Below are 22,630 nucleotides of genomic sequence, written 5' to 3'. Positions count from 1 at the left end.
CCGCCGACAGCCCGCTCTGACAGCCCGCTCCGGCAGCCCGCTCCGGCAGCCCGCTCCGGCAGCCCGCTCCGGCAGCCCCGACGGCTCGGTCAGCTCCCGCCGGCCCTCCTCAGGGCGTGACCTGGGCGGGTGTACCTCCGGTGAGCCGGACGAGCTCGGCGTAACTGGTGGGGAACATGCTGAGGTGGTCACCGGCGCCGGCCCACACCTGGTCGTACTTCTCCAGCCAGAGGTCGACGACCGTACGCAGTGGGGCGGGGTGGCCGACCGGCGCGACTCCGCCGACCTGCTGGCCGGTGGCGGCGAACACCTGGTCGGGGTCGGCGCGGCGGATCTTCGGCAGGGCGAGCGTCTGGGCGAGGTACCTGGTGTCGACCCGGTGAGCGCCGCTGGTGAGGACGAGGAGGGGTTCGTCGCCGGCCACGAAGACCAGGCTGTTGGCGATCGCCCCGACGTCGCAGCCGAGCTGGTCGGCGGCCGCGGCGGCGGTCGGCACCTCCTGGTCGAAGGTGTGCACCCTCCCGGTGGCGCCGAGGCTGCGGAGCGTCGCCGCGACGTGCTCGGACTGTGGGCTCATGGGCTGAAAGTTAGCCCTTCCTGGCATACGGTCGCACCCCGGAAAACGCCGGTGCCCGGGATGTGGTGGGGAGGTGGGGCAGGTTGTCGGCGCCGCGGCCTAGGCTGACCCGCGTGACGACCTCCGTGCCTTCCGCAGACCTCCATCTCCGCCTCGATCGCGCCCGCGCGAGCGCGGCCGCCGCCGGCGTCGGCGCCCTGCTGGTCTCGCCGGGTCCCGACCTGCGCTATCTCACCGGCTACGACGCCAAGCCGCTGGAACGGCTCACGTGCCTGCTGCTGCCCGCGCAGGCTCAGGCCACGCCGGTTCTGGTGGTGCCGGGTCTGGAGCGGGCTGCGGCCCGGGCGTCCGGGGTCGAGGAACTGGGGCTGGAGATCGTTCCCTGGCAGGAGACCGATGATCCCTACGGCCTGGTCGCCAAGCTGCTGCCCGACGGTGTCGGCTCGGTGGCGCTGGACAACCACATGTGGGCGGAGAAGGTGCTCGCCTTCCGGGCGTCGCTGCCCGGCGTGGAGCAGAGGCTCGCGGGGGAGATCCTGCGCGAGCTGCGGATGCGCAAGACGCCGGCCGAGGTGGCCGAGCTGCGGGCGGCGGGCGCGGCGATCGACCGGGTGCACGCCCGGGTCGGTGACTGGTTGCGCCCAGGTCGCACGGAGGCCGAGGTGGGCCGCGACATCCACGACGCGATCATCGCCGAGGGGCACGTCCAGGTCGACTTCGTGATCGTGGGTTCGGGTCCCAACGGCGCCTCGCCGCATCACGAGGTCTCCGACCGGGTGATCCAGGCCGGTGAGCCGGTGGTCGTCGACATCGGAGGCACCACGGCGGCCGGCTACTGCTCCGACGAGACCCGCACCTACGCCGTCGGCGGCCCGCCTCCGGAGGAGTTCCGGCGTTACTACGACGTCCTCCAGCGTGCGCAGGAAGCCGCCTGCGCCCACGTGCGGCCGGGCGTCACCGCCGAGTCGGTGGATGCTGTCGCGCGCACGATCATCAGCGAGGCGGGCTACGGCGAGGAGTTCATCCACCGCACCGGCCATGGCATCGGCATGGAAAGCCACGAGGAGCCCTACATCGTGGCCGGCAACACACTGCCGCTGGAGCCGGGCATGGCTTTCTCGGTCGAGCCCGGGATCTACTTCGAGGGCAGGCACGGCGCCCGGATCGAGGACATCGTCGTGGTCACCGAAACGGGTGTGGAAGCGGTCAACCTGCGCCCTCGCGACCTGGTGGTGCTCGATGGCTGAGGCGGTGCTCGGGGTGGCCGCGGGGCACGCGTTCCCAGCGGTGAGATCGCGGACTGACCACGCCGTGGTTCACACGGTACGGTGACCGGCGTGGAGGACCTCGACCGTCAGATCGTCCGGCTGCTCGCGTCCAACGGCCGGATGTCGTACACCGAGCTGGGCAAGCTCACCGGCCTGTCGACCTCGGCGGTGCACCAGCGCGTACGCCGACTCGAGCAGCGCGGCATCATCAAGGGATACGCAGCGGTCGTCGACTACGAGGCGCTCGACCTGCCGCTGACAGCGTTCATCTCGATCAAGCCGATCGACCCCAGCCAGCCCGACGACTCACCCGACCTGCTCCAGGACGTGCCCGAGATCGAGGACTGTCACTCCGTCGCGGGCGACGAGAACTACCTGCTGAAGGTCCGGGTCACGAGTCCCCGTGCGCTGGAGGAGCTGCTGGCCCGGATCCGGTCCAAGGCCAACGTCTCCACCCGTTCGCTGATCGTGTTGTCCACGCCGTACGAACACCGTCCGCCGGCTGTCTGAGCCGGCGCCGGCGGGCCGCCAAAAGAGTTCGCCCACATCGCTCTCCCGGCTATGCTAGCCGCACAACGTTAGGCAGCTAACGAAGGAGCGTCGATGCGGATCAGCCTTTCCGTCGCCAACTTCACCTGGCCCGACGGCCCGGACCGGATCGGCCATCGGGTCGGCCGGCTCGCCCGGATCGCGGACCAGGCCGGCTTCGACACCCTCTGGGTGATGGACCACCTGTTCCAGATCGGCATGAACGGCCCCGCCGAACTGGACATGCTCGAGGGCTACACCACGCTCGCGTACGCCGCGGGCCAGACCGAACGCATCCGGCTCGGCACCCTCGTCACCGCCGCGCCGTACCGTCATCCGGGCGTCCTGGTGAAGACCGTGACCACGCTCGACGTCCTGTCCGGTGGACGGGCCTGGCTCGGCATCGGCGCGGCGTGGAACGGCCGCGAGGCCGAGGGTTTGGGCATCCCGTTCCCGCCGACGAAGGAACGCTTCGACCGCCTGGAGGAGGTGCTCAGGATCGCGTTGCAGATGTGGCGGGGCGACCGGACGCCGTACGACGGCGCGCACTACCACCTCGCCGACCCGCTGAACTCGCCCAACGCGCTCACCCGGCCGCACCCGCCGATCCTCGTCGGTGGCATGGGGGAGCGGCGGACACTGCGGTACGTCGCGAAGTACGCCGACGCCTGCAACCTCTTCGACATCCCGGACGGCGAGGCGGTCCGCAAGCACAAGCTCGACGTCCTGCGCGAGCACTGCGCCGCCGAGGGGCGCGACTACGACGAGATCGAGAAGACGATCGCCATGTCGGTGGCGATCTCGCGCGACGGGCGGGACGGCACCGACTCGCCGGCGCGAGTGCTCGAGCGGCTGGGCGAACTCGCGGCGTCCGGCATGGACCACGCGATCGTCGCGCCGCCCGGACCGTGGGACGAGGAGTCCCTCCAGCTGCTGGGTGAGCTCGTGCCGGACATCGAGGCGATCGTGCCCGCGAGCCGTTGACCCCCAGGACCCGGAATCCGTTCTGTGCCTTACCGCGGGCGTGACCGGGCAGAACGGCTGTTGAGGGCGGTCCGACTCGCCTGGGGAGGTGCCGCGTGGTCCGCCGACAGTCCACCGACCTGGTGGACCTCACCGTGCTCGCGCTGCTCCTCCAGGACCCGCGGCACCCGTACGAGCTGCACCGGCTGATCGTCGACACGCACCACAAGGGCCACGTCGCCGATCTGCCTCGCAGCCTTCACCACGCCGTCGACCGGCTGATGAGCGACGCGCTGATCGTTGCGGACGAGACCGGCCGTGAGGGCGAGCGTGCCGAGCGCACCGTCTACCGGATCACCGCTGAGGGCCGGGCCGAGCTCGCCGCCCGGCTGCGAGGCCTGCTGGCGCTACCCGACGGGGACCGGCGGACGCTCACGACGGCCGTGTCCCTGCTGGGCTACCTGCCGGTCGAGGAGGCCGTGCGCAGCCTCGGTGCCCGGGCGGCCGCGCTGGAGGGCGGCATCGCAGCGCTCGACGGGGCGACGGAGACCCTGCGCTCCGGCGGGTTGCCGCGGCTGCTGCTGCTGGAGCTGGAGTACGCCCGTGCCGCCACGGCCGCCGAACTGCAGTGGGTGCGCGGGCTGCTCGCCGACATCAGGGTCGGCGAGCTGACCTGGGCGTCGCCGTTGACGGACGCCGACCTGGGAGCCCGCCGCGACCTCGGGCAGGCGGCCAGCCGAGAGGACGAGTCCGGCCGGGGCATCTGACCAGGGCATCGCTAGGCTGACCGGCCTATGACACAAGGTTCTGGCACGGGCAGGCCGTCGACGAGCCGGGCCGGCCGTACGGGTGGGACAGCCAAGCCGCGGCGCCCCGGCGACCGGGGCCGCCCGCGCCAGGAGAACGACGGCGACCGGCCCGAGAGGCATGAGCGGCACGAGCGGCGTCGTACCGACCAGAAGCGTTCGGAGCAAAGGCGTTCGGAACAGAAGCGTTCCGAACGCCCGGATCGGCCGAGGAGTGCGGGCCCTCAGGGAACGACCCGGATGTTCGTGCTCGCCGCCCCCGGACTCGCCCCGCTGGTCCAGCGAGAGCTGGCGGACCTGCCGGGTGTGGAGGTCACCGACGTCGGCAACGACGGCCGCGCGGACGTCGTTCTGTGCACCGTCGACACCGGACGAGAAGCGGCCCTCCTGCGGCTTCGTACGGCCGACGACGTGTTCGCCGAACTGGGCCGGACGTTCCGGTCCGAAGGGGACAAGCCGCCCTGGATCGTGCGCCGCGTCCTGCGCCCTGGCCGGCTGGAAGCCGCCACCGGGCTGTGGCGGTCGACGAATCCCGGACCCGGCAGCCGTGGCCGGGGTGGCCGGGCCGGGCGGCAGCGGCTGACGTACCGCGTGGTCGCCAGGGTGCTGCAGGAACGCACCTGGAAGCGGACCGAGCTGCGCCGGGCGCTGGACGCCGGGGTGAGTGACGCCGAGCCGAGCTGGCGGGCCGACGACCCCGCCCAGGTCGAGGTGTGGGCGCTGGAGTACACCAAGGGCCGGTTCGTCGCCGGCCTGCGGCTGACCACCGTACGGATGCGTCAGCACGGCGGCCGCGGCTCCGAGCGCCCCGGTGCGCTGCGCCCGCCGGTCGCCGCGGCGATGGTGGCGCTGGCAGGGCCGCCTCCGGGTCGCCGGCCGGGCCGGTCCGGAATGCACGGTACGTCCGGCAAGGGCAGCCGCGCGGACAGGTCCGGCCTGTCCGGTACGTTGCTGGACCCGTGCTGCGGTTCGGGCACCATCCTCGCCGAGGCCAAGGAGGTGGGCTGGGAGGTCGAGGGCCGCGACATCGACGCCGGCGCGGTCTCGGCCAGCCGGCGCAACGCCGACACCCCGCACGTGCAGGACGGCGATGCCCGCGACCTCGACCTTCCGGACGCGTCCGTGGACGCCGTCGTGTCCAACCTGCCGTTCGGGCGTCAGTACGCCGTCCAGGGTGATCCCGCGGTGTGGATCGCCGACGTGATGGCCGAGCTGGCCCGGGTGACCCGACCCGGCGGGAGGGTGGTGCTGCTGGTGCCGGAGCTGCCGAAGTCGGCGGTCCCGTCGACTCTCCGGTTGCGCGACCGGCACCAGGTCCGGCTGCTCGGCACGACCAGCACCATCTGGGCGTACGACCGGCGATGATCGGGGGGTGACCGAACACCCCGGACACCCCGGACTCCCCGGACTGCCCGGACTCGCCGGGCCGGGGCACGTCGCGCCGATGCTGGCGACGCCCGGACCGATGCCGCCGGCCGCCGACCAGCACCGGTGGGCGTTCGAGATGAAGTGGGACGGAGTCCGGGCGATCGCCTACGTCGCCGACGGGCAGGTCGTGCTCCTCGGGCGTTCCGGCCGCGACTACACCGGTACGTACCCGGAGGTTGGTGCACTCGCCGACCTCCTGCCGGGCCGGCGCTGCGTTCTGGACGGGGAGGTGGTGGCGCTCGACGAGCGCGGACGGCCGAGCTTCGAGCTGCTCCAGGCCCGCATGCACGGCCCCGGCTCCGGGCGCGGACGCCGCCGTGGCACCGGCGCGACCGGCACCGGCAGCAGCACCGGCAGCAGCAGACCGCCGGTGGTCTACCTCATCTTCGACCTGCTGGCCCTGGACGGCTTCTCGCTGCTGGCCAGCCCCTACACCGTTCGCCGGGAAGCACTGGACGGCCTCGGCCTGGCCGGCCCGTACTGCCAGGTCCCGCCCGCGTTCGTGGGAGCAGGGGACGCCGCGCTGCGCACCAGCCGGGACCAGGGCCTGGAGGGCGTGGTCGCGAAGCGCCTCTCCTCGCCGTACGAGCCGGGGCGGCGCAGCGCCTCCTGGGTGAAGGTCAAGAACCTCCGCACCCAGGAGGTGGTGATCGCCGGCTGGCGGGTCGGCGAGGGCTCGCGGGCCGGTACGTTCGGCGCCCTGCTGTGCGGCGTGTACGACGAGGGGCGGCTGGTGTACGCGGGACGGGTCGGCACCGGCTTCAACCAGGACAAGCTGGCGGACCTGACCGCCCGGCTGGCACCGCTGGAGCAACGCACCCAGCCGTTCGACCAGCGGCTGCCCACGGCGGAGGCGCGCGGCGCCCACTGGGTCCGGCCGGTGCTGGTCGGCGAGGTGGCGTTCTCGGAGTGGACGCGGGACGGGCGCCTGCGCCACCCCGTCTGGCGCGGGCTGCGGCCGGACAAGGATCCGGAGGACGTGGTCCGCGAGTCCTGACCTCGGCGTCCGGGTGACCGGGGAGGTGGTGACCGGGGAGGTAGGGGTGGTTCGGGAGGGTAGGGGCGGCCGTGCGAACCGCTACTCCGCCCCGGACGCGGACCGGGAATCGGAATCGGCCTCGGACTCGGCCACGGACTCGGGTGGAACGGCCGACGCTGCGGCCCTGGGCGTACGCCGGCGGCGCCCGGCCCCACTCCCGGCCCGGATCGCTCGGGTGCCCGGCGGGAGGTCGTTCGCGTCGGCGGCCCTGGCGAGGTAGTCGACCAGCACCCGTTGCAGCTCCCGGGCGGCGCGCGGCGGCTCGACGTCGTTGCGGCGGCCGAGCCCGATGGTGCGGTGCAGCCCGGGGTCGGCGAACCGGGTCACGCGTACGGAGTCGCGCCGGTCGGCCACCATCCGGGGCACCACGGCCAGGCCGAGGCCGGCCTCCACGAAGCCGAGTACGGCGTCCATCTCGCCGCCCTCGACGGCGAACGTCGGCTCGAATCCGGCCGCGCGGCAGGCGCCGAGGGTGAACTCGCGCAGGTCGTACCCCCGCCGGAACATCACCAGCGGCTGGTCGCGCAGATCCTCGATCCGCAGCCGCCCGCCCTCCCACAGCGGCGGTTCCGAGGCCGGCGACACCACCACCAATTCCTCCCGCAGGAGCTCGGTGGTCGCCAGCGCCGGATCGTGGCTTTGCAGCGGCAGGATCAACAGGGCGAGGTCGAGGTTGCCGGTGGCGACCTCGCGGACGAGATCACGCGAGCCGGCCTCCTCGATGATCAGGTGGATGCCGGGGTACTGCAGGTGGTACGCCCGGAGCACGTCGGGCAGCAGGCCGGTGCACAGGCTCGGCGTGGCTCCCAGGCGTACCCGGCCGCGGCGCAGCTGGACGAGTTCCTGAACCTCCAGCCGGGCGGTGTCGGTGTCGGCGAGGATCCTGCGGGCCAGGGGGAGCAGCGCCTCGCCGGCGTCTGTCAACGCGATGTTGCCCCGGGCCCGGCGGAAGAGCTCGGCGCCGAGCTCGCGTTCCAGCGCTCGGATCTGCTGGGACAGCGACGGCTGGGCGACGTGCACGTGCTCGGCGGCCCGGGTGAAGTGCCGGAGTTCGGCGACCGCCACGAAGTAGGCGAGCTGCTGCAACTGCACTCCGTCACCATAGCTGACAACTATCGAAACGAGCCAATCCATGTCTTGGACCTGTCGCCAACCGCCTTCTACCGTGGGGACTCATGGCATTGGCGACAGGTGCGGCGCGACCGTCCGTTGTCCGAACGCTGTGGTCCTCGACCATCGGCAAGAAAGCGGTCATGGCCGGCACCGGCGTGATCATGCTGGCCTTCCTGGTCGTCCACATGCTCGGCAATCTCAAGATCTTCTTCGGCGCGGCGGAGTTCAACCACTACGCCGGCTGGCTGCGGACCATCGGTTCGCCGGCTCTTCCCTCGTCGGGCTACCTCTGGGTGCAGCGCGTGGCGCTGGTCGGCGCCGTCGTCGCCCACGGCGTCGCGGCGTACCAGCTGAGCCGCCGGGACGTGTCGGCCCGGCCGAGCAGGTACCAGCATCGCCCGCCGGCGCGCACCAGCTACGCCACCCGCACGATGCGCTGGGGAGGAGTCATCCTCGGCCTGTTCATCGTGTGGCACATCCTCGACCTGACCACCCTCACCATCAACCCGCTCGCGCGGCCGCACCACCCGTACGAGAACGTGGTCGCCGACTTCCGCGTGTGGTACGTCAACATCGTCTACATCCTCGCCATGCTCGCCCTGGGACTGCACATCCGGCACGGCTTCTGGAGTGCCGCGCAGACCCTCGGCGCCAACAACCGTGCCCGCGACCGAGGCCTGAAGGCCACCGCGAACATCCTCGCGGTGGTGCTCACGGCCGGTTTCCTCGTCGTCCCCGTCGCGGTCATGACCGGAGTCGTGAGCTGACATGACCTCTGAACTCGGCACCTCCCAACCCGGTGGCTCCCAGTCCGGCACTGCCCGGACCGGCCTGCCGTACGTCCTCGGCGCCCCGATCGTCGACCACAAGGCACCCCACGGCCCGATCGAGCAGCGGTGGGGCCGCCGCCGGTTCGAGGCGAAGCTGGTCAACCCGGCCAACCGCCGCAAGCACACGGTGATCGTCGTCGGCACCGGCCTGGCCGGCGGTTCGGCCGGCGCCACCCTGGCCGAGCAGGGGTACCGGGTGGTGCAGTTCTGCTACCAGGACTCCCCGCGCCGGGCACACTCCATCGCCGCCCAGGGCGGGATCAATGCCGCGAAGAACTACCGCAACGACGGCGACTCGGTGCACCGGCTGTTCTACGACACCGTGAAGGGCGGCGACTTCCGCTCCCGTGAGTCGAACGTGCACCGGCTGGCCGAGGTGTCGGTGGAGATCATCGACCAGTGTGTCGCCCAGGGCGTGCCGTTCGCCCGTGAGTACGGCGGCCTGCTCGACACCCGGTCCTTCGGTGGCGTCCAGGTCTCGCGTACCTTCTACGCCCGCGGCCAGACGGGCCAGCAACTCCTGCTCGGCGCGTACCAGGCCCTGTCACGCCAGATCGACGCCGGCAACATCGAGATGCACGCCCGCACCGAGATGCTGGACCTGATCGTCGTCGACGGGCGCGCCCGCGGCATCGTGGCCCGCGACCTGGTGACCGGCCAGATCTCGATCCACCTGGCCGACGCCGTGGTGCTCGCCTCCGGCGGCTACGGCAACGTGTTCTACCTGTCCACCAACGCCAAGAACTCCAACGCCACCGCGATCTGGCGGGCCCACCGGCGCGGTGCGTACTTCGGCAACCCCTGCTTCACCCAGATCCACCCCACCTGCATCCCGCGCTCGGGGGACCACCAGTCCAAGCTCACACTGATGAGTGAGTCGCTGCGCAACGACGGCCGGATCTGGGTGCCGAAGGCCAAGGGCGACAGCCGCCCGCCGGAGCAGATTCCTGAAGACGAACGCGACTACTACCTCGAACGCATCTACCCCTCGTTCGGCAACCTCGTGCCGCGTGACATCGCCTCCCGCGCCGCCAAGAACGTCTGCGACGAGGGTCGCGGTGTGGGCCCGGGTGGCCAGGGCGTCTACCTCGACTTCGCCGACGCGATCGCGCGGATGGGCCGGGAGAAGGTCGCCGAGCGCTACGGCAACCTGTTCGAGATGTACGAGCGGATCACCGCCGAGGATCCCTACACCAGGCCGATGCGCATCTATCCCGCGGTCCACTACACGATGGGCGGACTGTGGGTCGACTACGACCTGTCCACCACCGTGCCGGGCCTGTTCGCGATCGGAGAGGCGAACTTTTCCGACCACGGTGCCAACCGGCTCGGCGCCAGCGCCCTGATGCAGGGCCTCGCGGACGGCTACTTCGTGCTGCCGGCGACGATCAACGACTACCTCGCGACCGCACCCAACGAGAAGGTGGCGCCGGATCATCCGGAGGTCTCGGCGGTGGTCGCCGACGTCAACGACCGGTTGCGCAGGCTGCTGGCCGTGGACGGCGACCGTACGCCGGACTCCTTCCACCGCGAGCTCGGCGAGCTGATGTGGGACGAGTGTGGAATGGCCCGCAACGAGACGGGCCTGCGCAAGGCGCTGGACCGCATCCCGCAGCTGCGGGAGGAGTTCTGGCGCCGGGTGAAGGTGCCGGGCACCGGCCACGAGCTCAACCAGTCGCTGGAGAAGGCGAACCGGGTCGCGGACTTCCTGGAGCTCGCCGAGCTGGTGTGCCTGGACGCCCTGCACCGCACGGAGTCCTGCGGCGGGCACTTCCGCGAGGAGAGCCAGAGCGCGGAGGGCGAGGCGCTGCGCGACGACGACAACTTCAGCTACGTCGCGGCGTGGGAGTGGGCCGGAGCCGGCGCCGAACCCGTGCTGCACAAGGAAGAGCTGAGCTTCGAGTACGTCCACCCCACCCAGCGGAGCTATGCATGAACCTCACCCTGCGCATCTGGCGGCAGCGTTCCGCCGACGACAAGGGCGCCATGGTCACCTACCGGGTCGAGGACGTCAGCCCCGAGATGTCCTTCCTGGAGATGCTGGACGTCCTCAACGAGGACCTCATCCTGCGCGGTGAGGAGCCGGTGGCCTTCGACCACGACTGCCGGGAGGGCATCTGCGGCGCATGCGGCATGGTCATCAACGGCCAGGCACACGGGCCCGAGCGCACCACCACGTGTCAGCTGCACATGCGGCACTTCAAGGACGGGGACACGATCGACGTGGAGCCCTGGCGGGCCGCGGCGTTCCCGGTGGTGAAGGACCTCGTGGTCGACCGCTCGGCGTTCGACCGGGTGATCCAGGCGGGCGGTTACATCACCGCGCCGACCGGCAGCGCGCCGGACGCGCACGCCACCGCGGTTCCCAAGGAGGCGGCCGACTACGCCTTCGAGCACGCGGAGTGCATCGGCTGCGGCGCCTGTGTGGCCGCCTGCCCGAACGGCTCGGCGATGTTGTTCACCAGCGCGAAGGTCAACCACCTCAACGCCCTGCCGCAGGGTGCTCCCGAACGCGAGGGGCGGGTCCTGGACATGGTGTCGGCCATGGACGAGGAGGGCTTCGGCGGCTGTACGAATGTCGGGGCCTGCACCTCGGCCTGCCCGAAGGGGATTCCGCTGCAGAGCATCGCCGACATGAACAGAGAGTTCCTGCGGGCCTCGACCAGGCGCCGCCGCTGAGGTCGCACGACGCCGATGTCAAGGCGCCCCTGACAGCTGTCAGGGGCGCCTTGACGTGCACATGCGGATGGTCACGACCCACCTCCCGGATCGCCGTCCGATCCGGTGTCGGGTCCCTGGTCGAGGCCTGAGTCGGCTCCGGCGTCGGCCCCGGGCTCCGCCATCGCGTCGAGGTGGCGTTCGAGCGCGTCGAGGTGGTGCTCCCAGAGCCTGCGGTAGGGCGCCAGCCAGGCGTCCACCTCGGCCAGGGGCTCGGGCCGGATCTCGTACCACCGCCGCTGCGCGTCCTGCCGCACCCGGACGAAGCCGCTGTCCCGCAGGACGCGCAGGTGCTTGGAGGTGCCGGGTTGGCTGAGCCGCAGCTCGTCGACGAGTTCACCCACCGACCGCGGGCGCTCCAGCAACAGGTCCAGGATGCGCCGCCGGGTGGGCTCGGCCAGCACCTCGAAGGTCGTCGCCATGCCGCTATATAACCACGCGGGCATGTACGCTGCAACCCGCGCCGGGGGCGTCTCCGGTCAGTACGCCGAGGGCCGGATCGCGAAGACCGAACGGTGGTTGGGATGCTCGGTCAGCGACCACAACTGGTCCCGCCCCGGCCAGTAGGACACGTCCTCCGGTCCGATCGGCAGCGTGTCGTAGTGCATCTGCACCGCGCCGCCCGGCCCATAGGTCGCGAGGTCGCCCTGGTTGGCCGTTCCGTCGCTGGTGGACAGGTAGAACTTCCCGCGGATCGACGCCGCCCCCTGCATGCTCGTCACCGACACGTCGTAGGCCTCGATCCCGTGCGACTTCCCGTCGGCGGACGTGGCGAGCAGCCGGCCGGCGCGGTCCAGCGGAAACCGCACCAGCCGGGTGCCGCCACCGGGGTAGCCGTACTCCGGCACGACCAGGCTGTGCGGGGTGCTGGTGCGGTCCAGGGACACCGCGGAGAACCGGATCGGCAGTGCGCCGCCGGTGGTCGACTGCGTGTAGGTGAACACCTGCGGCACGACGTAGGAGAGGCCGTGTGCCTGGTACGTCCCATCCGGCTGCAGCCCGATGCTGGTGGGGTCGCCCGTGGCCACCCGCCAGATGTGGCGCAGGTCGAAGACGCGGAAGCCGTTCCAGGTGTCGGCGAGGTAGAGATGGTGGCCGTACCAGAACATCCCGCCGGCGTGCAGCCTGATCGGCCGGAACGACACCTTCCCGTCCGCGCGAGTGTAGGGCTCGACGAGCAGCGTGTGGCGGTACGTCGGAGCCGACGGATCCGACCAGTCCACGAAGGTCAGCCGCACGCCCTTGTCGATACCGTCGTCGTCCGCGTCGTACCAACTGGCCAGGATCACCGTGGAGCCCGCGTAGGTGCCGCGGGAGTTGGCGTCCGCCGTCGTCGTGATGGCCTGCGGATACCACGCCTGGGTACTCGAGTCCTCCTCGTTCCAGCAGAACGCGGCGACGAGTTCGGCCGCCTGCGGCACACACCGGTGTGCGCTGCGGTCGGTGTCGCGGATCACCGTGGACACGGAGACGTTGGGGAGTGCGGAGTCCAGGTCGTCCACCAGCGGGGAGTACGCCGACTTCGTCAACTCGAACTTGCTCGCGTCCAGCCCGTCGGCCGCGCGTCCGGGTGGACTCGCGGCCGACCAGGTGCCGAGCATCGTCACCGCGGTGAGAACGCCCAGCAGGGACAGGCGTCGCAGCATGTGCCGAACCTCGCAGACGTGGGGGAGTACGAGATGTGCGCGATCTACGTGATGTCGTGGCGGATCGTGCACGACCGGTGTGCCAGCGTGCGGGCGGGTGACCTTGTGTTGTCTCGGGCTCTCCCACTGTCGACAGTAACCGGCCACCGGGCGGGCTCGCCGGGCAACGATGTGCCAGCATTGGCCGACCGCTCCGGGACGCCTGAGGAGGAACCTGTGCCCGACCCGCGCGTGCGGCGTGTCCGCCGGTCCGACGTCGACGCGGTGGTGAAGCTGGTGCACGAACTCGCCGCGTACGAACACGCCTCGGGCGAGTGCACTCTCACCTCCGAGGACCTCGAGACAGCCCTGTTCGGTGGCCGGGCCGGTGGCGACCCGCGACCGGCGTTGTTCGGGCATGTCGCCGAGGTGGCGGGCGAGGTCGTCGGCTGCGCCCTGTGGTTCCTGAACTTCTCCACCTGGCGGGGCACGCACGGCATCTACCTCGAGGACCTCTTCGTCCGGCCGCAGCACCGGCAGGCCGGTCTGGGCAAGGCGCTGTTGACAGCGCTGGCGGAGGAGTGCGTCCAGCGCGGTTACGCACGGCTGGAGTGGTCGGTGCTGGACTGGAACGAGCCGTCGATCGGCTTCTACCGATCTCTTGGCGCCGTTCCCATGGAGGAGTGGACGGTGTTCCGGCTGACCGACGACGCGCTGGCGTCCCTGGGTGCCTCGCTCGAGGGCTGACGCGCCTCCTCGTGCCGGCGGCGGTAGGCGCCGGGTGGCTCCCCGCAGGCCGCGGTGAAGCAGGAGTAGAACCTGCTCTGTGACCCGAACCCCGCGGCGTGGGCGATTTCCGCCATGCCGGCGCCGGTGGTGAGCAGCAGGCGTTGCGCCTCGGCCACACGGCACTGGGTGAGGTAGGCGCCCAGCGTGGTGCCCACGACGTTCCGGAAGACGCCCATCGCGTGGTGTGGATGCACGTGCACGGCGGCGGCGATGTCGGCGACGGTGAGAGGTTCGCGGAAGCGTTCGGCGATGAACCTCGCCATCGTCGCGGCCCGTTCCACCGCCGTCTCGCCGCCGGATGCCGCCTCGGCGTCGGCGACCGCCTCGACCGGGGTGGCGCCGCGGGCCAGCCGGCGGATCCAGGCCTGAATCTCCAGCAGGGCGATGTCCCGCAGCTCCGGGTCACCGGTGGACAGATCCGCCGACCAGCGCTCGAAGCCACTCGCGTCCAGAGTGCCGGCGCTGGTCGCCGCGACCAGTGGCTGTCCCTGGAGCAACCGGCCGACCAGACCGTCGGTCAGCCCCCAGCGCAGGAATCGGTCCAGCGGGATCGTGATCCAGTGCACCCGGGTGTGTGCGGGCGCGCGCACCAACTGGTGGGGAACCGCGGCCCAGAACGCCGCGGCCGTACCCGGTGCGATCTCCACCGGCACACCGCCGAAAAGGTACGTCAGCGCACCGCCCTCGGCGAGGTTGACCTCGATGTCGTCGTGGCGGTGGGCGCACTCCATCACCGACGAGAGCCCGCTCCAGCAGGCCAGCCCGATGTGCTCGTCCACCGGCACGTCGATGCCCGAGCCGGCCGCGGCACCCCGCCGCGCACGCGGACGCGGGTGCTGCGGGGTGGCGCCGGGTGAACGTACGGAGGAGATCACCGCGCCACCGTAAACCCACGGGGGAGGGGTCAGGGCGGCGCGGAACCCGTTGGCTACTTGACCGCCCCGGCCAGCATCCCGGCGATGAAGTGCCGCTGCAGGAACAGGTAGACGATCACCACCGGCGCGGCGACGATCGTCGCCCCCGCGGCCAGCAGGGAGAACTGCGAGGTGTGCTGGCCCTGGAAGAACGCCAGACCGAGCGGTGCCGTGCGGAGGTTCTCGCTGGTGATCATCACCAGTGGCATCAGGAACTCGTTCCACGTCCACATGAACACGAGCATCGCCATCGTCAGCAGGGCGGGCCGGCTGATCGGCACCAGGATCCGCCACAGCACCGACCACCGGGTGGCGCCGTCCAGCTTGGCCGCCTCGATCAGGCTGGTCGGGATACCGCGGAAGAACGACCGCATCCAGAACGTGCAGAACGCCAGGGACTGGGCGACCTGCGGGAAGATCAGCGCCCAGTAGGTGTCGGTGAGCCCGACGCCGCGCAGGTCGTAGTACAGCGGGATGATCAGCGCCTCGCTCGGCACCATCAGGCCCAGCAGAAGGATGTAGAACAACACCGACTGGCCCCGGAACCGCATGGTGGCGAAGGCGTACCCCGCCAGCACGGCGAGGAGTGAGGAGATCACCACCACGCTCACCGTGACCAGGACGCTGGACCGCATGTAGGTCCCGAAGTGACCCTCGTTCCACGCGGTCAGGAAGTTCTCGAAGTGCGGCGAGGTGGGGAACGTCAGCGACGCCGACGACTCCGACGGGTCGGTCAGCGCCGAGGTGAGCACGCCGAGCAGCGGAAACAACGCGATGATCGCGAAGACCCCGAGAATGAGGTAGTTCAGTGTGGCTTCCCGCTTGGAGATCACGCGCGCTCCCCGGGGTCGATCCGCTGGATCAGGGTGGTGACGATCAGGATGACGACCGTCAGCAGGATGCCGACGGCACACGCCGAACCGACCTGGTTGAGGTCGAAGGCGCGGTGGTAGACCTCGAAGCCGGGCACCGTCGTCGACGTGCCGGGCCCGCCGCGGGTGGCGACGAAGATGAGGTCGAAGCTCTTCAGGCCGGCGACCACGGTGAGCGTCATCGCCACCGCGATCTGCGGGCGCAGGCCGGGCAGGGTGACCGCGAAGAACTCCCGGACCGCGCCCGCGCCGTCGAGGCGGGCGGCCTCGTACAGTTCCGGCTCGATCTGGGACACCCCGGCGAGGAACAGCACCAGGCACAGGCCGATCTCGACCCAGGTGCCGATCAGGCCCACCGCGGGCAGCGCCCAGGCGAAGTCACCCAGCCAGGGACGGGTGACGGCCTCCAGGCCGACCAGTGACAGCGCCTTGTTGAGCACGCCGTCCGGTGCGTAGATCGCGGTCCAGGTGGTGGCCACCACGACCGAGGCGACCACCTGGGGAAGGAAGATGACGACCCGGAAGAACGACAGCCGCTTCAGCTTCGTCGCATGCGTCATCACCCCGGTCAGCAGCAGTGCCAGCAGGATCGGGATGACGGCGTAGAAGACGATCAGCACCGCGGAGTGCGTGAACGCCTTGCGCAGCATGGGATCCGACAGCGCGTCGGTGTAGTTGCCGATACCCACCCAGGTGGCCGGCGTCAGGCCGTCCCAGTCGTACAACGAGATCCACACACCGTGCAGCAGCGGGTAGAGCAGGAAGAACCCGAACACCACGTACGCCGGAATGAGGTAAAGGTAGGCGGCCCGCTCCGAGCGGTCCCTGGACTTCTTCTTCTTGGCGGTGGGCGCGTCGTTGCGCGCGCCCACCGCCGTCGTCGTCGTCATCTGTGCGGACACCAGTGAGTTCGGTCCTAACGGTGGATTACCTGGCGGACTACTTCGACTTGGACTTGAACCCGTCGTAGTCCTGGTCGAGGTTTCCGGTGAACTGCTTCACGTCCTGCTTACCGCCCAGCAGCTGCTGCAGGTTGGAGGTCAGCGTGTCGTAGAACGTCGGCGTGGTGTAGTCGAGGTAGGGAACCAGGCCGTCGTTCTCGCTGATCTTCTTCCACTCCGCGAAGATGTCGGCGGTGAGCGTGCCGGCCTTGGGCTTGTAGGTCGGCGGTGCGACGGCCGGCAGGTTGCCGGTCTCGGCGAGCACGTCGTCGGCCTTGGCGTCGGAGATGAAGTTGAGGTACGCCGCGGCCACGTCGGGGTGCTTGCTCTTGGAGGTGACCGCCCAGGCGAGGCCCTCACCGCCCTGGGTCACGTTGGGCGCACCGGCCTTCGCCGGGGGCGGGCTCATGAAGCCGACGTCGGAGCCCATCGCCTTCTCCAGCTCCGCGAGACGCCAGGTGCCGTCGATGCGGAAGACGCCCTGGCCCTTGGCGAAGTTGGCCGAGGCGGCGTCACCGCTCAGGCCGTTGAAGCCCGGCGACAGGTAGCCCTTCTTCGCCCAGCTCTGCACGGTCTCGGCCGCCTTGGTGGTGCCGGGGTCGGACCATTCGCCGCTCTTGGACGTCACGAGGTTTCGCACCGCCTGCTTGCCGGCGGTGTTGGCCTGCACGACACCGAACAGGTGGATCGCCGGCGACTTGTCGGAGGTGCCGAACTGGATCGGCAGCAAGCCCTTGGCCTTCGCCTTCGGCAGCGCGGCCTCGAAGTCGGCCCAGGTCTTCGGCGCGGCGATGCCGGCCTGCTTCATCAGCTTCTTGTTGTAGTAGATGCCGACGATCTCACCGGTCTGGGAGACGCCGTAGAGGCTGCCGGTCTGCCAGTCCTTGCCGTTGGTGGAGAACTTGTTCAGGTCCAGCAGCTGCTTCGGGAACTTCTGGTCCCACTTGTAGACCTTGTTGTACTGGTCGAGCGGGGTGAGCAAGCCGGCCTTGACGAAGGCTCCCATGTCCGGGTAGCCCTGGTTGGCCTGTACGACGTCGGGCGGGTTGTCACCGGACAGCGCCAGCTTCAACGTCGTCTTGGTGTCGTTCAGCGTGCGCGACACCCGGTTGATCTTGACGTTGGGGTACTTCTTCTGGAACTCCTGGTTGAGCTTGACCATCGCGTCGTTGGCGCCGCCGGAGGTGTTGATGTCCCACACCGTCAAGCTGACCTTGCCGGCCTTCGCCGGGTCGGTGGCGATCTTGGAACTGGGCTTCACCGAAGGCCCGCTGGAGTCGCTGGTGCTGCCGCCCGGGGCGCAGGCGGCGGCGAGGAGGATCGGCACCGCCGCCAGACCGACGCCCACGCGGGCGAGGATCCTGTTACGAGAACTGCTCATCAACACACCTTCTTGCTGGATTGTTGTGGGGAGGTCGAGCGGCGTCGGGCCAGCTCGGGTCCCAGGAAGCCGAAGGCAGCGCCTTGTGTCGGCCGGTCGGTCGCTTCGAACCAGGCGCCGAGGTCGTCCCACGTCGGCGCGCTCACCGCGCCGCCCAGCCCGCGTACGGACTGACCGGCGCAGAGATTTGCAAAGAGTAACCGCTGTCGCAGGGGCCATCCGGCCAGGGTGGCGTAGGCGAATCCGGCGACGAACGTGTCGCCGGCGCCGGTCGGGTCCACCGCCTCGCTCACGACGGCGGGTGCGGTCACGAGCTCACCGGACGTAGCGTCGACGGCGAGTGCGCCCCGGTGACCGTCGGTCACCACCGCGAGGGGTACCCGCTCGGCGAGCCGGCGCAGGGCGCCGGCGGGAGTGTCGGTGCGGGTGTAGGCCATGGCTTCTGTGGTGTTGCAGACGAACGCGTCGAACTGCGTGAGGTTATCAAGCACAGAGGTGGACCACCGGCCGCTCGGATCCCAGCCCACTCCGCCGAACAGCAGCGTGCCTTCGGCACGCAGGTGGCGAGCCCAGTCCGGAAGGCCGGCCTCCAGGCCCACCTGTGCGGCCCGGGCACGGGGCAGCCGCTCGGGGGCGAGCGTGGCCTCGCCGGGCCAGGTGGGTTCGCCGTGGCTGAGGAAGCGGCGGTCTCCGTCGAGGGCGACGGAGACGGTGAGCGTCGTCTGCACGTCGGGGGAACGAGAGGTCCAGCGCAGGTCGAGGTTGTCGACCTGGTGAAGGACCTGCCACAGATGGTCACCGAACATGTCGGTGCCGACCTCACCGGCCAGGCCGGTCCGCAGCCCGAGGCGGGCGGCGGCCACGGCGCGGTTGGCCACACCACCGGGGGAGAGGGCGCGCTCCTTGGCCCAGACCTCCGCCCCGGCTTCGGGCATGGCGTCCATCCCCGCGAGCACGAGGTCGAAGAACAGCGTGCCGACACAGAAGAGGTCGACCTCGGGGCGCTCGAAAGACTCGCCGTTCCGCACTGATACGCCCTCCAGTCGCTCACTTCTGTGCAGCGAGTGTGCTTCAGGTGAGCGAGTTTGACAAGTAGTGGATGACCCTGAGCGGGTTTGCCGGTACGATCGCCGCGTGCTGCAGCGCGAGAGAGACCGCCGGATCATCCGCGCCCTACGTGTTCGGGGTACGGCGTCGGCTGCCGAGCTGGCCCGGCAGCTGGGTGTCAGTGCGGCCACGATCCGTCGCGACCTGCAGCGGCTGGATCGCGACGGCGCGCTCACCAGGGTCTACGGCGGGGCCGTCCTGGACGGCGGCAGGGTGCTCGACGACGGCACCGTGGAGGCGCCGTTCGAGGTGAGCGAGGACGTGGAGGGCCGCACCAAGGACGCCCTGGCCGCACTCGCCGTCACCGAGCTCGTCCGCGACGGTGACGTTCTGCTGCTGGACATCGGCACCACGACGCTGCGGGTGGCGCGCCATCTGCGGGAGCGGGACGTGACCGTCATCACCAGTAGCATCGCGGTCTTCGACGAGCTGCGCGACGACCCCAAGGTCGAGCTGGTGCTGCTCGGCGGCGTGGTCCGCCGGCACTACCGCTCCCTGGTCGGCTCGCTCACCGAGTCCGCGCTCGCCCAGGTGAGCGCGGACCGGTTGTTCCTGTCCTGCACCGGCATCCGCCGGGACGGCCAGGTGCTGGACAACATGCAGGTGGAGGCGGCCGGCAAGAAGGCCATGATCGCCGCGGCGGAGTCGGTCGTCCTGGTGGCGCCTCCGTCGAAGTTCCCCGGCAAGGGGTCCTTGCGCATCTGCGGTCTGGCAGACATCGACGTCCTCGTCACCAACGAGGGCGCGGACCAAGAAACAGTGGAGATCTGCCGGCAGGCAGGTGGAGAGGTGCTCACATCGTGAAACTGGCAATTCTCGGCGGTGGGGGATTCCGCGTTCCGCTCGTCTACAAGGCACTCCTGAACGACACCGGGTCGCCCCGGGTCACCGAGGTGGCGTTGTACGACCGATCGGCACAGCGGCTGGAGGTGATGAAGTCCGTGCTGGCACAGCTCGCCGCCGGGCACGCCGACGCGCCACGGGTGCACGCCACCGAGGTGCTCGACGAGGCGGTCGAGGGCGCCGACTTCATCTTCTCCGCCATCCGGGTCGGGGGCCTGGAAGGCCGCACCAAGGACGAGCGGGTGGCGCTCGACCTCGGCGTGCTCGGCCAGGAGACGACCGGCCCGGGCGGCATCGCGTACGGCCTGCGGACCATCCCGGTGATGCTGCACATCGCCGAGCGGGTGCGCGCCCTTGCGCCGAAGGCGTTCTTCATCAACTTCACCAACCCGGCCGGCATGATCACCGAGGCGCTGCAGCGCGTGCTCGGCGACCGCGTCATCGGCATCTGCGACACCCCGGGCGGCCTCGGCCGGCGGATCGCGCGCTCGATCGGCCTTGACTCCTCGCGCATCCAGGTCGACTACGTGGGCCTGAACCACCTGGGCTGGATCCGCAGGCTGGTCAGCGACGGCGAGGACCACCTGCCCCGCTTCCTCGCCGACGAGCACGCGATCGCCGGGCTGGAGGAGGGCGAGATCTTCGGCCCGTCGTGGATCCAGGCGATGGGCGTGGTCCCGAACGAGTACCTCTACTACTACTACTTCAACCGGGACGCGGTGCGCTCGATCGTCGCCCAGCCGTCCACCCGCGGTGAGTTCCTGGTCGCGCAGCAGGGTGAGTTCTACGCCGCCGCGGGCAACGACCCCGACCACGCGCTGGACCTGTGGAAGCGGACCATCGCGCATCGCAAGGCGCTCTACATGGCCGAGGCGAAGGGCAAGCGGGCCGCCGACGAGGAGCCGGAGCCACTGGACTTCGAGGAGGAGGCGGGCTACGAGGGCGTCGCGCTGGCGGTGATGGCGGCCATCGCACGCAACGAGAAGTCGACCATCATCCTCAACGTGCGCAACGGCGCGACGCTGCCGGGCCTGCCCGCCGACGCGACCGTGGAGGTGCCTTCCCTGGTCGACGCCAACGGCGCCCACCCGCTGGCCACCACCTCGCCCGACCTGCACCAGCTCGGCCTGATGCAGCAGGTGAAGGCCGTGGACCGGCTGGTGATCGAGGCCGCGACGACCGGTTCGCCCGACGCCGCGCTGAAGGCGTTCGCGCTGCACCCGCTGGTGGACTCGGTGACCGTCGCGCGCGACCTGCTGCGCGGCTACGTCGACGCGCTGCCCGGCGTGGCCGAGGTCCTGCACCGCTGACGTACCGACTGCGGAACGCTGTCAACTCCTGCCTGACACCCTCCTACGATGTGGTGTCGGGCAGGAGCCGCGTCCGGACAGGAGCTCCGGGCGCTGCGTCAGTGGGCGTCAAGCAGAACTTGACGACGGGCCTCTTCGCGTGACTCCTCGGCCCGCTGGACGGCCAGCCGCAGGTGGTCGTCGCCCTGTGCGCGCCACCAGGCCTGGCCCTGCTCGGGGAGTGAGTCGATCGGGTCGTAGTACTCGTACGTCCGGTCCAGCGCGTCGTCCCCGGCGCGCTCGATTCCGGTTCGGTAGTTCTTCTTCCAGTAGCTGATGCCGCGCACCTCGTCGTAGTCGGCGACCTGGTGCACCCACCGCTTCCCGACGTACGGCACGTCGCACACGATCCGCGGGGTCGCGAAGCCCGGCAGGTAGCCGAGGATCGCGTGCTGGAGCCGCTGCGCCTCACGCACCGAGACCCGCCAGTGCTCGCTGAACGGGATCATGTCGCACATGTAGAAGTAGTACGGCGTGATCGTCGCCCCGTCGAGCAGTGCGAAGCACAGGTCGAGCAGCCGGTCCGGCGCGTCGTTCACCCCGCGCATGAGCACGCCCTGGTTGCGCACGTCGCGCACCCCGGCTGCCAGCATCTCCTTTGCCGCGCGAGCCACCAGCGGCGTCACCGACTGCGCGGCGTTGACGTGGGTGTGGATCGCGAGCATTACCCCGCGGGCGCGGGCGGTGGTGGCCAGGCGTTCCATGCCGGCACGCACCTCGTCCTGCAGCCAGTGCTGCGGCAGGCCCATCAGCGCCTTGGTGGCCAGCCGGATGTCACGGATGTTCTCGATCTCCAGCAGGGCCGAGACGAACGCCTCCAGCCGGGGCCAGGGGAGGTTGGCGACGTCGCCTCCGGAGACCACCACGTCGCGTACGCCGAGGTGGGTGCGCAGGTAGTCCAGCATCGCGTCAAGGCGACCTTGCGGACGCAGTGAGAACCGCAGCTTGTCCACCTGCGGCGTGGAGTTGCCCACCAGGTCCATCCGGGTGCAGTGGCCGCAGTACTGCGGGCAGGTGGGCAGCAGCTCCGCTAGCACCTTCGTCGGGTAGCGGTGCGTCAGGCCCTCCGCCACCCACATCTCTTGCTCGTGCAGGGAGTCCCGGGACGCCCGCGGGTGTGACGGCCAGTCGGTACGGCGGTCGGAGAAGACCGGGAGCATGTACCGGCGCACGGGATCGGCGTAGAACGCCTCGGTGCCGGGCACGTCGTCGGGCACCATCGTGTTCAGCATCTGCGGGGGCAGCAGCATCGACATCGTGGCGCGCTCGGCCTGGTCGCGTTCCAGGTCGGCGTAGAACTCCTCGGCCACGAGGTCGCCGAGGACCGATCTGAGCTGTTTGACGTTCTTCACGCAGTGTGCCCGCTGCCATTGCGCGGACTCCCACTCGGACGGGCTGACGTCGCGCCAGCCGGGCAGCCGGGTCCAGTCCGGCTCGCGGAGCGGGCGAGCGCGGTAGTCGTACGGCTGCTCCTGCACGTGCTGCGACACCGATAACACCTCCGACCAAGCGGCCATTTCGCGGATGTCGTACTGTCGG

General features: G+C 70.4%; 22 protein-coding genes. 12 read left to right on the top strand and 10 right to left on the bottom strand.

The window, feature by feature from the left end; genetic code table 11:
- Positions 1-109: 109 nt before the first annotated feature.
- Positions 110-577 (bottom strand): YbaK/EbsC family protein, encoded by a 468-nt coding sequence (locus BLU27_RS22555; protein ID WP_092655669.1) that lies wholly within the window; start codon positions 575-577, stop codon positions 110-112.
- Between the two features lie 113 nt (positions 578-690).
- On the opposite strand from BLU27_RS22555, the gene BLU27_RS22550 reads away from it, so the two are divergent.
- From BLU27_RS22550 to ligD, 6 genes are all read left to right on the top strand, one after another.
- Positions 691-1,824: a M24 family metallopeptidase gene (locus BLU27_RS22550; protein ID WP_197681528.1), complete on the top strand. Its 1,134-nt coding sequence runs from the start codon at positions 691-693 to the stop codon at positions 1,822-1,824.
- A gap of 90 nt (positions 1,825-1,914) precedes the next feature.
- Positions 1,915-2,355: an Lrp/AsnC family transcriptional regulator gene (locus BLU27_RS22545; protein WP_092658066.1), complete on the top strand. Its 441-nt coding sequence runs from the start codon at positions 1,915-1,917 to the stop codon at positions 2,353-2,355.
- 93 nt (positions 2,356-2,448) lie between these two features.
- Positions 2,449-3,357 (top strand): LLM class F420-dependent oxidoreductase, encoded by a 909-nt coding sequence (locus BLU27_RS22540; protein WP_092655668.1) that lies wholly within the window; start codon positions 2,449-2,451, stop codon positions 3,355-3,357.
- Between the two features lie 95 nt (positions 3,358-3,452).
- The gene (locus BLU27_RS22535) at positions 3,453-4,103 is read left to right on the top strand and encodes a PadR family transcriptional regulator (protein WP_092655667.1); all 651 of its coding nucleotides are present in this window, start codon (positions 3,453-3,455) and stop codon (positions 4,101-4,103) included.
- A 279-nt stretch (positions 4,104-4,382) separates the two neighbouring features.
- Complete coding sequence (locus tag BLU27_RS22530) at positions 4,383-5,507, top strand: methyltransferase domain-containing protein (protein WP_157728760.1); 1,125 nt, start codon at positions 4,383-4,385, stop codon at positions 5,505-5,507.
- Positions 5,508-5,514: 7 nt separating this feature from the next.
- Entirely contained in the window at positions 5,515-6,567 is a 1,053-nt protein-coding gene (ligD, locus tag BLU27_RS22525; RefSeq protein WP_241827578.1) for a non-homologous end-joining DNA ligase, read from the top strand.
- Positions 6,568-6,648: 81 nt separating this feature from the next.
- On the opposite strand, the gene BLU27_RS22520 is transcribed toward ligD, so the two are convergent.
- The gene (locus BLU27_RS22520; RefSeq protein ID WP_092655665.1) at positions 6,649-7,701 is read right to left on the bottom strand and encodes a LysR family transcriptional regulator; all 1,053 of its coding nucleotides are present in this window, start codon (positions 7,699-7,701) and stop codon (positions 6,649-6,651) included.
- Between the two features lie 83 nt (positions 7,702-7,784).
- Between BLU27_RS22520 and BLU27_RS22515 the strand changes: the two genes are divergently transcribed.
- The 3 genes from BLU27_RS22515 to BLU27_RS22505 are packed head-to-tail and all read left to right on the top strand — an operon-like array spanning position 7,785 to position 11,231.
- Positions 7,785-8,489 carry a succinate dehydrogenase cytochrome b subunit gene (locus tag BLU27_RS22515; protein ID WP_092655664.1) on the top strand — a complete coding sequence of 235 codons (705 nt, stop codon included), beginning with the start codon at positions 7,785-7,787 and terminating at the stop codon, positions 8,487-8,489.
- Position 8,490: 1 nt separating this feature from the next.
- Positions 8,491-10,488 carry a fumarate reductase/succinate dehydrogenase flavoprotein subunit gene (locus tag BLU27_RS22510; protein ID WP_092655663.1) on the top strand — a complete coding sequence of 666 codons (1,998 nt, stop codon included), beginning with the start codon at positions 8,491-8,493 and terminating at the stop codon, positions 10,486-10,488.
- Positions 10,485-11,231, top strand: a complete 747-nt coding sequence (locus BLU27_RS22505; protein WP_092655662.1) for a succinate dehydrogenase/fumarate reductase iron-sulfur subunit — start codon at positions 10,485-10,487, stop codon at positions 11,229-11,231. The genes BLU27_RS22510 and BLU27_RS22505 overlap by 4 nt, the downstream gene beginning before the upstream one ends.
- Positions 11,232-11,302: 71 nt before the next feature.
- Here BLU27_RS22505 and BLU27_RS22500 read toward each other — a convergent pair whose 3' ends face one another.
- On the bottom strand, positions 11,303-11,692 hold the full coding sequence (locus BLU27_RS22500) for an ArsR/SmtB family transcription factor (protein WP_092655661.1): 390 nt from the start codon (positions 11,690-11,692) through the stop codon (positions 11,303-11,305).
- A 57-nt stretch (positions 11,693-11,749) separates the two neighbouring features.
- Positions 11,750-12,916 carry an LVIVD repeat-containing protein gene (locus tag BLU27_RS22495; protein WP_092655660.1) on the bottom strand — a complete coding sequence of 389 codons (1,167 nt, stop codon included), beginning with the start codon at positions 12,914-12,916 and terminating at the stop codon, positions 11,750-11,752.
- 216 nt (positions 12,917-13,132) lie between these two features.
- On the opposite strand from BLU27_RS22495, the gene BLU27_RS22490 reads away from it, so the two are divergent.
- On the top strand, positions 13,133-13,642 hold the full coding sequence (locus tag BLU27_RS22490; RefSeq protein ID WP_241827577.1) for a GNAT family N-acetyltransferase: 510 nt from the start codon (positions 13,133-13,135) through the stop codon (positions 13,640-13,642).
- Here the strand turns inward: BLU27_RS22490 and BLU27_RS22485 are convergent.
- The 5 genes from BLU27_RS22485 to BLU27_RS22465 are packed head-to-tail and all read right to left on the bottom strand — an operon-like array spanning position 13,546 to position 18,820.
- Entirely contained in the window at positions 13,546-14,559 is a 1,014-nt protein-coding gene (locus BLU27_RS22485) for a helix-turn-helix domain-containing protein (protein ID WP_092655659.1), read from the bottom strand. The two genes, BLU27_RS22490 and BLU27_RS22485, sit on opposite strands and share 97 nt — an antisense overlap.
- Positions 14,560-14,612: 53 nt before the next feature.
- Positions 14,613-15,431, bottom strand: coding sequence for a carbohydrate ABC transporter permease (locus BLU27_RS22480; RefSeq protein ID WP_092655658.1), 819 nt, complete (start codon positions 15,429-15,431; stop codon positions 14,613-14,615).
- On the bottom strand, positions 15,428-16,360 hold the full coding sequence (locus BLU27_RS22475) for a carbohydrate ABC transporter permease (RefSeq protein ID WP_092658060.1): 933 nt from the start codon (positions 16,358-16,360) through the stop codon (positions 15,428-15,430). Before BLU27_RS22475 ends, BLU27_RS22480 begins: the two co-directional genes overlap by 4 nt.
- 49 nt (positions 16,361-16,409) lie before the next feature.
- Positions 16,410-17,792, bottom strand: a complete 1,383-nt coding sequence (locus BLU27_RS22470) for an extracellular solute-binding protein (protein WP_092655657.1) — start codon at positions 17,790-17,792, stop codon at positions 16,410-16,412.
- Positions 17,792-18,820 (bottom strand): carbohydrate kinase family protein, encoded by a 1,029-nt coding sequence (locus BLU27_RS22465; RefSeq protein WP_157728759.1) that lies wholly within the window; start codon positions 18,818-18,820, stop codon positions 17,792-17,794. The genes BLU27_RS22470 and BLU27_RS22465 overlap by 1 nt, the downstream gene beginning before the upstream one ends.
- Before the next feature lie 106 nt (positions 18,821-18,926).
- On the opposite strand from BLU27_RS22465, the gene BLU27_RS22460 reads away from it, so the two are divergent.
- Positions 18,927-19,703 (top strand): DeoR/GlpR family DNA-binding transcription regulator, encoded by a 777-nt coding sequence (locus BLU27_RS22460; protein ID WP_092655655.1) that lies wholly within the window; start codon positions 18,927-18,929, stop codon positions 19,701-19,703.
- Complete coding sequence (locus BLU27_RS22455) at positions 19,700-21,052, top strand: 6-phospho-beta-glucosidase (RefSeq protein ID WP_092655654.1); 1,353 nt, start codon at positions 19,700-19,702, stop codon at positions 21,050-21,052. Before BLU27_RS22460 ends, BLU27_RS22455 begins: the two co-directional genes overlap by 4 nt.
- 98 nt (positions 21,053-21,150) lie before the next feature.
- Here BLU27_RS22455 and BLU27_RS22450 read toward each other — a convergent pair whose 3' ends face one another.
- On the bottom strand, positions 21,151-22,581 hold the full coding sequence (locus BLU27_RS22450; RefSeq protein WP_422386061.1) for a KamA family radical SAM protein: 1,431 nt from the start codon (positions 22,579-22,581) through the stop codon (positions 21,151-21,153).
- Positions 22,582-22,630: the final 49 nt, after the last annotated feature.

Source organism: Actinopolymorpha singaporensis (assembly GCF_900104745.1).
Lineage (GTDB): Bacteria > Actinomycetota > Actinomycetes > Propionibacteriales > Actinopolymorphaceae > Actinopolymorpha > Actinopolymorpha singaporensis.
Note: the sequence above shows the minus strand (reverse complement) of the source record. Positions and strands in the feature narration are given on the sequence as shown.